The organism is Streptomyces sp. NPDC002851 (assembly GCF_053591935.1).
Map to the genome: position 1 here is coordinate 97,930 of NZ_JBSFUT010000029.1, position 12,626 is coordinate 110,555.

Sequence of the window (12,626 nt, forward strand, 5' to 3'; positions counted from 1 at the left end):
CGGTTAGCGTGACCACGTTGGCGGCCCCGCCAGCAGCCGTAGTGACGGAGACAGACACGATGAGCCAGGCCAAGAAGCAGGCCAAGAAGACGGAGACGGACCCACGGTCGTCGAAGACGGGCCCGCGGTCGTCCGCGGCGCCGCACGTCGCCGACAGCCACGACCTGATCCGGGTGCACGGCGCGCGCGAGAACAACCTCAAGGACGTCAGCGTCGAGCTCCCGAAGCGCCGCCTCACGGTGTTCACCGGCGTCTCCGGCTCGGGCAAGAGCTCCCTGGTGTTCGACACCATCGCCGCGGAGTCGCAGCGGCTGATCAACGAGACCTACAGCGCCTTTGTGCAGGGCTTCATGCCGACCCTCGCGCGGCCCGAGGTCGACGTACTCGACGGCCTGACCACCGCGATCATCGTGGACCAGCAGCGGATGGGCGCCGACCCGCGCTCCACCGTCGGCACCGCCACCGACGCCAACGCGATGCTGCGCATCCTCTTCAGCCGCCTCGGCGAGCCGCACATCGGCTCGCCCGGCGCCTTCTCCTCCAACGTCGCCTCGGTCACGGCGAGCGGCGGGATGACGGTCGACCGCGGGGCCGACAAGACCAGGACGGAGAAGGTGACCTTCAGCCGCACCGGCGGCATGTGCACGCACTGCGAAGGCCGCGGCACCGTCTCCGACATCGACCTCACCCAGCTCTACGACGACTCCAAGTCCCTCAACGAGGACCCGTTCACCATCCCCACGTACACCGGGGGCGGCTGGGTCCTACGGGTCATCACCGAGTCGGGCTTCTTCGACCCGGACAAGCCGATCCGCAAGTACACCAAGAAGGAGCGGCACGACTTCCTCTACCGCGAGCCGACCAAGGTGAAGATCAACGGCGTCAACCTCACCTACGAGGGGCTGATCCCGAAGATCCAGAAGACGTTCCTGGCCAAGGACCGGGAGGCGATGCAGCCGCACATCCGGGCCTTCGTGGACCGGGCGGTCACCTTCGCCGAGTGCCCCGAGTGCGACGGCACCCGGCTCAGCGAGCTGGCCCGCTCGTCCCGGATCGGCAAGGTCAACATCGCCGACGCGTGCGCGATGGAGATCAGGGACCTGGCCGAATGGGTCCGCGGTCTCGACGAGCCGTCGGTGATGCCGCTCCTCGTGAAGCTTCAGCACACCCTCGACTCGTTCGTGGAGATCGGCCTCGGCTATCTCTCGCTGGACCGCTCGTCGGGCACGCTGTCGGGCGGCGAGGCACAGCGCGTCAAGATGATCCGCCACCTCGGCTCCTCGCTCACCGATACGACGTACGTCTTCGACGAGCCGACGATCGGCCTGCACCCGCACGACATCCAGCGCATGAACAACCTGCTGCTTCGGCTGCGGGACAAGGGCAACACGGTGCTCGTCGTGGAGCACAAGCCGGAGACGATCGCGATCGCGGACCACGTCGTCGACCTCGGCCCCGGCGCCGGTACGGCGGGCGGCACCGTCTGCTTCGAGGGCACCGTCGAGGCGCTGCGGGCCAGCGGCACCATCACCGGCCGCCATCTCGACGACCGGGCCGCCCTCAAGGAGACGGTGCGGGGGCCCACCGGCAGGCTGCCGATCCGCGGCGCGACGACGCACAACCTGCGCGACGTCGACGTGGACATTCCGCTCGGGGTGCTCACCGTCATCACCGGCGTCGCGGGCTCCGGCAAGAGCTCGCTCGTGCACGGCTCGCTGCCGAAGCACGTCGGCATGCCTGGCACGCCCGACACGGCCGTGGTCTCGGTCGACCAGACCGCGATCCGCGGCTCGCGCCGGAGCAACCCGGCGACGTACACCGGACTGCTCGACCCGATCCGCAAGGCGTTCGCCAAGGCCAACGGCGTGAAGCCCGCACTGTTCAGCGCCAACTCCGAGGGGGCTTGCCCCACTTGCAACGGTGCCGGTGTCCTCTTCACCGACCTGGGGATGATGGCCGGAGTCTCCACACCGTGCGACGAGTGCGAGGGGAAGCGGTACCAGGCCGCGGTGCTCGAGCATCGCCTCGGCGGGCGCGACATCAGCGAGGTGCTCGCGATGTCGGTGGCCGAGGCGGCGGAATTCTTCGGTACGGGGGAGGCCCGGACCCCGGCAGCCCACAAGATCCTTGAGCGGTTGGACGACGTCGGCCTCGGCTACCTCACCCTCGGCCAGCCGCTCACCACCCTCTCCGGCGGCGAGCGGCAGCGGCTCAAACTGGCCACGCACCTGACCGAAAAGGGCGGCGGCGCCCAGGTGTACGTCCTCGACGAGCCGACCACCGGCCTCCACCTCGCGGACGTCGAGCAACTCCTCGGCCTGCTCGACCGCCTCGTCGACTCCGGCAAGTCGGTCATCGTCATCGAACACCACCAGGCGGTCATGGCCCACGCGGACTGGATCATCGACCTGGGCCCGGGCGCGGGCCACGACGGCGGCCGCATCGTCTTCGAGGGCACGCCCGCTGACCTGGTTGCGGCCCGGTCCACGCTTACTGGAGAGCATCTCGCGGAGTACGTCGGGACCAACGCGGAGTACGTCAGGACCAACTAGGCCCTGCCCGGCGGATCTTGGCGCCGCCGCGTGCCTTCCTCCTCGTGGCGCCGCCGCGTGCCTTTCTCCTCTTGGTGCCGCCGCGGGCCTTTCTCCCCTGCCCCGCCCCTTCCCGTAACTGGGGGCCTGCGGCCCCCAGACCCCCCTCCTGGGGCTTCGCCCCAGACCTCGCCTGGGGGCTTGCGCCTCCCGGTCCCTGCTGGGGCTGCCGCCGTCTGGGCCTCTACCCGGGGGGCTTGCGCCCCCCGGACCCCGCTGGGGGCTGCCGCCGTCTGGGCCTCTACCCGGGGGGCTTGGCCTCCCAGTCCCCGCTGGGGGCTGCCGCCCCCAGACCCCCTCCTGGGGCTTCGCCCCAGACCTCGCCTGGGGGCTTGCGCCCTCTGGACCCTCACCCGGGGGCTTGCGCCTCCCGGTCCCCGCTGGGGGCTGCCGCCGCCCGGACCTCTACCCGGGGGGCTTGCGCCTCCCGGTCCCCGCTGGGGGCTGCCGCCGCCCGGACCTCTACCCGGGGGGCTTGCGCCTCCCGGACCCCGCTGGGGGCTGCCGCCCCCTGGGCCCCCACCCGGGGGCTGTGCCCCCCAGGCCCCCACCGGGGCCTCGCCCCAGACCCCAGACCCCAGACCCCCAGGGGTCCAGGGGCGAAGCCCCTGGTTACGGGAAGGGGCGGGATAGGGGAAAGATCCGCCCGATACGCCGTAGCCCGTCCGGCGTTTGTGAAAATTCTGAGGCGACATCGGGGGAAACAACGGACATCGAGGGATGACCGGCGGTGGGCTTACCGGCGGTGGATCTGCATAATCGGTGGCTGCCCGATGGAAGGTGTGGACGAGTTGTGAGTGGACAGTGTTGCCCCGCGTGCGGCACGGCATGGCTGCTGGACCTCCGGCCGGCCTGTGACTGCGCGACCCGAGCCCGGGCCGCCGCCGCGGCCGAGGGCGGGCAGCAGCCGCCGGAGCAGCCGACGGAGCAGCCGACGGAGCAGCCGACGGAGCAGATAAACATTGAGGAAGGTGCGGAAGGTGCGGAAGGTGACACCTCCCTGCCACCGCACGACGTGGTACCTGTGGCCGACGATCCCGCTCCCGTCTTCGGCGTCGTGACGCCACCCGGTGCGCCGCAGCCCGAGGTGAACGACGCCGACCTCGAACTCTTCGACGCCGGGGACGACTTCGGACCCGAAGAGCTGCGCCGCTCCGGCTCCGACGGCTCGGGCCGCGGACTGCGCTACGGGCTGCTCGCCGGGGTGACCGCTGTGGCCCTGGTCGCCGTCGGCATCACCAGCGGCTTCTTCGGCGGCGTGCCGCAGGGCAGCAGCGGCACGCAGGCCCGTCCGCAGGGCGACCGGGAGAGCCTGGAGGCGACCGGGTCCGGCTCGCCGACCCCCAGGGAGTCACCGAGCCGCGCGGGCCGGAGCTCGGAGCGGCCCGCCGCACCGAGCGCGTCGACCGGGTCGACCGGGTCGACAGGACCCAGCCGCAGCGCCTCGCCCACGCCGTCCGCGTCCTCCGACACCCCGTCCTCGACGCCCTCCTCGTCGGCGTCCACCTCGCCCGAGAAGCCGTCCAGCTCCGAGACCTCGCCCACGCCCTCCACCGAGACGTCCCGCACGCTGCGCCGCGGCGACAAGGGCGACGACGTCGTGGAGCTCCAGCGGCGGTTGCAGGAGCTTCAGTTGTACGTCGGGCCCGCGCACGGCAACTACAACGCCGAGGTGGAGGCGGCGGTGGAACGCTTCCAGCAGGCCCGCCGGATCCCGGAGGAACCGGGCGTGTACGGGCCCGCCACCCGGTCCGCGGTGGAGTCGGAGACGAGCGAGCCCTCGTAACCGAGGCGGGCGAACCCCGTCCCGCCCTTACCTCCGACGTAATCGACGCCCCGTCAGCGCCCCGGCAGAGTGGGCCTCATGACGACGACCACGAACACCACCACCACGACGAACACCACCACCGCGGACGCCACCCGAGCCACCGTCCAGAAATTCATCGAGCTCCGGCTCGCCGGGGACACCGAAGGGCTCACCGCGCTCTTCGCCGACGACGTCGACTGGCTGCTCGCCGAGAACCCCGTGGTCCCCTGGATCCGGCCCCGCTCCACCGCCGCCGAATGCGCCGCCCAGTCCACGGAGTTGATGGCACACACCGTGCCGGAGGACGCCCGCGCGTCCGTCGACGCCTTCCTGGTCGACGGCACCGATGCCGTCCTGATGGGGCACCTCTCGGGAACCGTACGCGCGACGGGCAAGTCCTTCGCGGGCCCCTTCGCGCTGCGCCTCACCGTCGAGGACGGCCGAATTACCCGGCACCACCTGTACGAGAACAGCCTGTCGATCGCGGAGGCGTGCACGCCCTGACGACGTAGGTGGTTACTGCCACCGCCCCCGCTCAGGGTCGGGCACCGCCCCGCTTAGGGTCGGGCCATGACGCAGACGCCCGTGCTCGGCCCTCGCGCCCTCAACCGCGCGACCCTCGCCCGCCAACTGCTCCTCGAACGCTCGCCGATGGCACCCGGCGACGCCGTGGCCCATCTGCTCGGCCTGCAGGCGCAGAACGTGCGGCCGCCGTACTTCGGACTCGCCGCGCGGCTGCGGGACTTCGACCCGGAGGCGCTCTCCACACTCGTCGCCGAGCGCGCCCTCGTCCGTATCGTGACGATGCGCTCCACCATCCACCTGCACACCGCCGACGACGCGCTCACGCTGCGCCCCCTCATGCAGGAGGCCCGCAACCGCGAACTGCGCGTGTTCCGCGGCGGACTCACGGGCGTCGACCTCGACCAACTGGCCGCCCTGGCCCGGGAGTACGTCGAGCAGGAGCCGCGCACCATGAAGCAGCTCCGCGACGAGTTGGCGCCGGTCTGGCCGGACGCCGAGCCGCAGGCGCTCGGCGTGGCCGCCCGCTGTCTGCTGCCGCTGGTGCAGGTCACCCCGCGCGGCCTGTGGCGGCGGAGCGGCCAGGTCGCGCTCACCACCGTCGAGCACTGGCTGGGCCGCCCCGCCGAGCCCGCGGCGCCCGCACCGGACGACACGGTGCGCCGCTACCTGGCCGCGTTCGGGCCCGCCTCCGTCAAGGACTTCCAGACCTGGAGCGGCCTGACCCGCACCCGCCCCGCCTTCGAGCGGCTCCGCCCCGGCCTCCGTACCTTCCGGGACGAGAACGGGGTCGAGCTCTTCGACCTGCCCGACGCACCCCGGCCCGCCAAGGACACCCCGGCCCCGGCGCGCCTGCTGCCCGAGTGGGACAACCTCTTCCTCGCCCACGCCGACCGCACCCGGGTCGTGCCACCCGCGTACAAGGGCCGCACGGTGGCGGGCAACAGGGCCTTCAACTCCCTGCTGGTGGACGGTTTCCTGGCGGGGGTCTGGCGGCTGGAGGAGCCGAAGGGGACCGGAAGGACCGGAACCACCCTGCTCACCGTCGAGCCCTTCGGCCGCCTCACCCGCGCCCAGCGCGACGACGTGACGGCGGAGGCGGAACGGCTCCTCGACGGTCCCCTGCGCGCGGACACGTCGTACGACATCCGCTTCGGGACGGTCATCGGGGCGGCGTCGTGACCGTGACCTACCGGGCCGTGGTCCGGCTACTCAACCAGTCGTGGACGGCCGTGGCCGTCTCGGCCGGTTTCAGCAGCGGGAAGTAGTGACCGACGCCCGCGATGTCGACCGCTGTGGCCGTGGGCAGCCATTCCTGGAGGAGGGCACGGCTTTCGACGAAGATGGGCGGGCTGTCGGTGGCGCCGATCCACGTGATCGGTGTCGTGATCTCCCGCACCGTCGCCGGGTCGGCCGTGGCCATCCACGCGCCCATGGCGGGCCCGTCGACCTGGAGGAAGGTGGCGAGGTCCGTGACGGCGAGCTCCGGGGCGCCCGGTGGCAGGGCGGCCTCGACGGGTTCCCTCGCGTCCTTGATGCCCGAGGTGACCTCGTAGAACATCTCGATGGCGCCGTCGCGGTCTCCGCTCGCGTACTTCTCCGCCATGGCCGGAAGCACCACCTCGCCCATGTCCTTCATGGTCTGCTGCGCTACCGCGCCTCTCAGCTGGGCTCCGAAGATGAGTTCAAGGAGCAGGGCCGACAGCAGCCGGTCAGGGGCGCGGGCCGCCGCTTCCAGGGCGATGAAGGCGCCGAAGGAGTGTCCGGCGACGTGCGCCTTGTCGATCCCGAGGGCGTCGAGGATCGTGACAACGTCCTCCGCCTGGCCGGGAATGTCGGTGGCCTCCTGGGGCAGTCCGCGTCCGCCGTGCCCGCGGCGGCCGAAGTGGACGACCTGGTGGTCGCCCCGTCTGGTGAGCTCGCCCGCGAGGGGCACGAGGAAGTCGCGCATCGTCGCGCCGTGCACGAACACGACCGGCGGGCCCTCGCCCATCACCCACACGTCGAGCGCGTCTCCGTCGGAGACCCGGACCCTGGTCGTGGGGTCCGGCATGACGCGTTGCGCCGTGGGTTTGGTGGTGCCGGTGGTTTCGGTGATGTCGCTCATTTCGTCGCTCCTTGATGTGGAGCGCTTTTACGCCTTTTGTCGAATTCATCGAACGATTTCATCGTACGTCGCGGCCGCCCGCGTGACCTCCGGGAAGATCCCGCCGCCCGCCACCACCCGTATAGCTGGTCTTACCGGCCGTGATCGGCTGGAACCGCTTGAACCCCTAGCGGCGCCCGCCCGTGTCAACGTACGTTCCAAGCCCCGCCTGCCCGTTGGTTGTTCCGGAAACAGGAGAGACAGACATGCGGATGCCGATGACCGTCGCGGACTTCCTCGACCGTGCGGAGCTGGGGTTCGCCCAGAGCCCCGGCGTCGTCGACGAGCCGGACCAACCGGCCCCGCCGGTGCCCGACTCGACGTACGGCAGGCTCGGTGAGCGCATCCGCGCCTGGCAGGCGGGGCTCGACGCGCTCGGCGTCGGCGAGGGCGAGCGCGTGGCCGTGGTCAGCCACAACTCCGCCCGCCTCCTCGAACTGCTCTTCGCGGTGCCGATGAGCGGGCGCATCTGTGTACCGGTCAACTTCCGCCTGAAGCCCGACGAGGTCGAGTACGTGGTGCGGCAGAGCGGCGCCTCCGTACTCCTCGTCGATCCGGAGCTCGACGAGGCGCTGTCCGGCGTCAAGGCCCGGCACCGCATGGTGCTGGGCGAGCAGACCGAGACCGAGCTGATGCGCTTCGGCGTCGAGCCCCGCCCGTGGGCGAACCCGGACGAGGACGCCACCGCCACCATCAACTACACCTCCGGAACGACCGCCCGCCCCAAGGGAGTTCAGCTCACCCACCGGAATATCTGGGTCAACGGCCTTACTTTCGGGCTGCATACGCGCGTCTGGGAGCGGGACGTGTATATGCACACCCTCCCGATGTTCCACTGCAACGGCTGGGGCATGCCGTACGTCATGGCCGGGCTCGGCGTGAAGCAGGTCGTGCTCCGCAAGGTCGACGGCCACGAGATCCTGCGCCGGGTCGAGGAGCACGGCGTCACGCTGATGTGCGGGGCGCCCGCCGTGTGGAACGCGGTCCTGGACGCGGCGGCGAGCTGGCGCGGCGAGATCCCGGGTCGCGACCGGGTGCGGCTCGTGTGCGCCGGGGCCCCGCCGCCGACCCGGATGATCCAGCGCCTCGACGAGGAGCTCGGCTGGGAGTTCACCCAGATCTACGGTTTGACCGAGACCTCACCGCTGCTCACCTTCAACCGCACGCGCCCCGAAGACGAGGCGCTGCCGCCCGAGGAGCGCGCCCGCAAGCTGTCCCGTGCCGGGCTCCCGGCCCTCGGCGTGAAGCTGAAGGTGTCGGACGGCGGTGAGGTACTGGCCCGCTCCAACGTCGTCCTCGAGGGCTACTGGGACAAGCCCGAGGAAACCGAAGCCGCCCTGGAGGGCGACTGGTTCCACACCGGCGACGGCGGTGACCTCGACCCCGACGACGGGCATCTGACGATCTCCGACCGCCGTAAGGACGTCATCATCACCGGCGGTGAGAACGTGTCGTCGATCGAGGTGGAGGACACGATTTTCAGCCATCCCTCCGTCGCCGAGGTCGCCGTGATCGGGGTGCCGCACGAGAAGTGGGGCGAGACCATCAAGGCCCTGGTCGTGCTCGCGGACGGGGCCACTGTCACCGAGGCCGACGTCATCGCCCACTGCAAGGAACGCATGGCGGGCTACAAGGCCCCGACAAGCGTCGAGTTCCGCGAGGTCATCCCGCGCACCGCCACCGGGAAGATCCAGAAGTTCAAGCTGCGGGAGCCCTATTGGGCGGGGCGGGAAAAGCAGGTCAACTGACGGGCCGCCAGAGGCCCTGTGGTTGCGGGGCGGCGGGCCGTCGGGAGAATGGGATCTCGTGGAGAAGGGGATCTCATGACCTATCAAGTGCCGCCGTCGCCGCTGCACTTCGTTAACCGGAACAGTGAACAGGCCGTGGTGCTCGATGCGGTGGACGCCTGGCGCGGGCACGAGCGGCCCTTGTGCGTCGCCGCTCACGGCCTGGGCGGCATGGGGCGGACGGAACTGGCCTTCCGTCTCGTGCACGCGGTGGCGGGCCGATATCCCGACGGGGTGCTCTGCGTCGACCTCGACGAGCTGCGGCGGGGCGGGGTCGTGGACGATCACGACGTCCTCGGGGAACTGCTGCGGATGCTGGACGTCGGCCCGGAGTGGCGGGAGCTGTCCCGCGGCCGCCGGGCGCGGCACTACTGGTCCCTGACCCACGGCAAGCGGCTGATCCTCATCGTCGACAACGCGCGCACCGGGGCCGAGGTCCTGCCACTGCTGCCCGCCTCCGGTGACAGTCTGGTGATCGTCACCAGTGCCGGTCCGCTGTACGAGCTGGAACGGGGCGCCGTCGTGGAGTTGCCGCTGCCGCCCCTGGAGGACGAGCACGCCCGGGAGCTGCTCGGCCGCCTGGTCGACAGGCATGACCCGCGGCTGACGGCAGAGCCGGACAAGGTCGAGCGGCTGCTTCAGCTGTGTGCCGGGATTCCCGCCGTCCTGCAGGTGGCGGCGCGCTGGCTGCGCAGGCACCATCGCCGGTCGCTTGAGCGGCTGCTCGCCGAGCTGACGGACAACGTGACGGAGAAGGGCATTCCGGTGGTCGAAGAGCTCTGGGACACCACGTGCCGGGAGTTGGGCCCCGAGGCAGCCCTGCTCTACCGTCTGCTGCCCGCGCACCCGGGCACGTCCCTCACGCCGCAGGCGGCGACGGCGCTGCTCGGGCGCGGACGGGACGCGGCCGATGCCGCGATCGAGGAGCTGGAGGACGCCGGGCTGCTGTTCGAGCGGGACGGGCGGCTGCGGCTGCACGAACCCGTACGGGCGCACGCGCGGCGGTGGACCGAGAAGGCCGGTGCCATGGACGGCGCGGAGGACGAGCGGGGCGCGGCCAAGCTCCGGCTGATCCGCTGGTATCTGCGGCAGGCCCAGCGGGCCGATCTCCTCGCCGCCGGGCGGCGGTTGAGCCGCGCGCCCGAGGTGCGCGAACGGCCCGGCGCGCCGGACGTGGGCTTCGCCGACAAGCAGGCCGCGTTGCGCTGGCTGGACTCGGAGCGGCACGCGCTCTTCGCCTGTGTGGCCGACGCGTACGCCCGCGGCCTGAACACCGAGTGCTGGGCCCTGTGCGACCCCCTGTGGACGTATCAGCTCGACCACCCGCACCCCGTGGACATCCTGGAGGCCTTCCGGACCGGCCTCGCGGCCGCGCGCCGCGCCAGCGACCTCGGCGCCACGGTCCGGCTGCTCACGAAGGTCGCGTACGTCCTGTGGAAGCAGCAGGACTTCGAAGCGGCCGACGCGTGCCTCACGCAGGCCGAGAGCGGCGCCCGTTCCCTCGGCGAGGGCACCGACGACCGCAAACTCCAGGGGTCCGTGCTGGAGTTCCGGGGCATGTGGCACTCGGCGCGCGGTGAGTGGCGTACGGCCGCCCGGTACTTCGAGGCGTCCCGGCAGGTGCACCGCGAGATCGGGAACGCGTACGGCGTGCTGCTGCAGAACTACCGCTGGGGCGAAGCCCTGGCCGAACTGGGCGAGGCGCGGTCGGCGCTCGTGCTGCTCGAAGAGGCCCACACCATGGCCCGGGACGACAACCGGACGCGTCTGGGCGGGCGGACCGCGTTCGCGCTCGGCGGCGTACTGCGGACCCTGGGGCGGGGCGATGAGGCGCGGGCGTACTACGACGTGGCGCTGGACGGTGCCCGCTCGCGCGACGCGGGCCGGGACGAGGAGCGGATCCTGCTGGCGCTCGCCCGGCTCGCCGAGGACCACGGGGACGCGGACGCCGCGCGGCGGCACCGGCAGGATGCCCGGGAGCTGCGCGAACGGAACGGCGGACTGCTGGATCAGTGAGTGTCCGTACGGGACAGGCGTACGGGTACGGAGCGTTCCCCGAGGAGACACGTGAACCTCTCCGTACCGTCCGGGCCGGCGCCCCGCGCCGTCAGCCAGGCGTGCACCGCGGACAGCACGGCGGCCGGATCGACGTACACCAGACGGCCGCCGTCCGGCTCCGCGACGGGGTCGAACGTCACGGTGAACGACGGCCCGTACTCCGCACCGCCGCCCCCGCCGTGGTGCCCCCGAGTGCGCACGACGCAGTGCGTCGGGGACAGCACCGCCGCGGCCGTACGGCAGGTGGCGTAGGAGTCGAGGGTGTGGGCCGTCCACCCGTCGGCCGTCCAGACGTGCTGGTGGGCCGGGAGTCCGGCGGCGTGCGCGGGGTCGAGGCGGCGGTACAGCAATCCGGCGCCGCGGGTCTGGCGTTCGCTGGCCACTCCGTGTTCGGCGGAGAGATGGTGGACGGCGCGCTCGTCCTGGACCGGGAACCGCTCGATCCGGATGCTCTGCCGCCCCTCGACGTGGGCGGTGACGGCGAACGCGGCGGGGGAGCGGGCGGGAGGGGCCGGAGCGGGGAGCGACCGGGGCCTTGCGGGGTACGGCGGCGGGGCGAGTCCCAGGTGCTTGTAGACCTCGGTGCGCAGCAGCTCAAGGGCCTGCCCCTGCTCGACGAAGGCGGCCTGCGCGAGCCGGGCGAGCTCGCCCGGACGGTGACCGTCGAGGGCCGCCGCGATGCTCTCCGGGCCGTGGAAGCGGGGGACGCGGGCGAGCAGCTCGGCCATGGGCGAGTCCGGAAGGAGCTCGTCACCGCCGTCGTGGACGGAGAGCAGCGGCCGGTCGAGGGCCGCGGCGTAGAGCCCGGTCGAGCCGTGGTCGGAGATGACCAGGTCGGCGGCGATGAGGACCGACGCCCATTCCTCGTACGGCCTGGCCACGATCAGGCCGTGGTCGAGGGCGGCGGAGAGCCGCTCGGCGAGGTCGAAGGAGCCCAGGCGGCTGTACTCGTTGGGGTGGACGACCAAGGCCAGTTGGTGGGTGTCGTGCGGGAGTGCGGCCAGCAACTCGGCGGGGAGGTAGGGGCGTCGGCGCAGCAGTGACTCGGGGCCCCAGGTCGAGGTGAGGGCGATCAGGGTGCGGCCGCCGGTGCCGAGGGCCTGACGGTAGCCGTCCCGGCGGTCGCGTGCGGCGAGGACGCGGTCGAGCGTGGGGTCGCCGACCACGGTGGCGCGGGCGGCGGCCTGCGGGGACGTGACGGCGAGGCGGGCCAGCTGGCTGGGGTGGGCCAGGGCGTGGAGGGCGGCGAGGGGGCGGCCGTCGCGGACCAGGAAGTCCGGGTCGAGCCCGGACGCGGTGTGGTCCGTGCCTTCGCCGCGTATCGACTTGTTGAAACCGGCGCCGTGCGGGAGCAGGACGATGGGGCCGTCGAGGAGGTGGAGCTCGCCCTTCGGGCTGGCGGTGAGGATCAGGTCGAAGGGCTGCCGCAGCGCTTCATCCCAGCTGATGGTGCGGCAGCCGCGGGCGTCGAGCGCGGTGAGCGCGTCGACGTCGAACGCGGAGCCCGGTGTGAGGGTGAAGAGCCGCTGGACGCGGTCGTCGTCGGCGAAGACGGGCGCGATGTCGAGCAGCCGATGCAGCGCGGCCGCCGACCGCACGGCGAACAGCACCCTCGCTGCCCGCTGCCCGCTGCCCGCTGCCCGCTGCCCGCTGCCCGCTGCCCGCTGCCCGCTGCCCGCTGCCCGCTGCCCGCTGCCCGCTGCCCGCTGCCCGCT

Annotated in this window: 8 protein-coding genes; 6 read left to right on the forward strand and 2 right to left on the reverse strand. The window is 72.0% G+C overall.

Annotation, left to right across the window (positions count from 1 at the left end):
- Positions 1-59: 59 nt before the first annotated feature.
- The 4 genes from ACWD10_RS27000 to ACWD10_RS27015 all read left to right on the forward strand — a co-directional run bounded on the left by ACWD10_RS27000 (position 60) and on the right by ACWD10_RS27015 (position 6,102).
- Positions 60-2,552 carry an ATP-binding cassette domain-containing protein gene (locus ACWD10_RS27000; RefSeq protein ID WP_451095384.1) on the forward strand — a complete coding sequence of 831 codons (2,493 nt, stop codon included), beginning with the start codon at positions 60-62 and terminating at the stop codon, positions 2,550-2,552.
- An 832-nt stretch (positions 2,553-3,384) separates the two neighbouring features.
- Complete coding sequence (locus tag ACWD10_RS27005; protein ID WP_451095386.1) at positions 3,385-4,377, forward strand: peptidoglycan-binding domain-containing protein; 993 nt, start codon at positions 3,385-3,387, stop codon at positions 4,375-4,377.
- Between the two features lie 78 nt (positions 4,378-4,455).
- The gene (locus ACWD10_RS27010; RefSeq protein WP_451095387.1) at positions 4,456-4,902 is read left to right on the forward strand and encodes a nuclear transport factor 2 family protein; all 447 of its coding nucleotides are present in this window, start codon (positions 4,456-4,458) and stop codon (positions 4,900-4,902) included.
- A 66-nt stretch (positions 4,903-4,968) separates the two neighbouring features.
- Positions 4,969-6,102 carry a winged helix DNA-binding domain-containing protein gene (locus ACWD10_RS27015; RefSeq protein ID WP_451095389.1) on the forward strand — a complete coding sequence of 378 codons (1,134 nt, stop codon included), beginning with the start codon at positions 4,969-4,971 and terminating at the stop codon, positions 6,100-6,102.
- Positions 6,103-6,109: 7 nt separating this feature from the next.
- On the opposite strand, the gene ACWD10_RS27020 is transcribed toward ACWD10_RS27015, so the two are convergent.
- Positions 6,110-7,027, reverse strand: coding sequence for an alpha/beta fold hydrolase (locus tag ACWD10_RS27020; protein WP_451095390.1), 918 nt, complete (start codon positions 7,025-7,027; stop codon positions 6,110-6,112).
- Positions 7,028-7,272: 245 nt separating this feature from the next.
- On the opposite strand from ACWD10_RS27020, the gene ACWD10_RS27025 reads away from it, so the two are divergent.
- Both ACWD10_RS27025 and ACWD10_RS27030 read left to right on the forward strand, forming a co-directional pair.
- Positions 7,273-8,814, forward strand: coding sequence for an AMP-binding protein (locus ACWD10_RS27025; protein ID WP_451095392.1), 1,542 nt, complete (start codon positions 7,273-7,275; stop codon positions 8,812-8,814).
- 75 nt (positions 8,815-8,889) lie between these two features.
- Positions 8,890-10,869 (forward strand): hypothetical protein, encoded by a 1,980-nt coding sequence (locus ACWD10_RS27030; protein WP_451095394.1) that lies wholly within the window; start codon positions 8,890-8,892, stop codon positions 10,867-10,869.
- On the opposite strand, the gene ACWD10_RS27035 is transcribed toward ACWD10_RS27030, so the two are convergent.
- On the reverse strand, positions 10,863-12,509 hold the full coding sequence (locus ACWD10_RS27035) for a translation initiation factor 2 (RefSeq protein WP_451095404.1): 1,647 nt from the start codon (positions 12,507-12,509) through the stop codon (positions 10,863-10,865). The genes ACWD10_RS27030 and ACWD10_RS27035 overlap by 7 nt on opposite strands.
- Positions 12,510-12,626 lie beyond the last annotated feature (117 nt).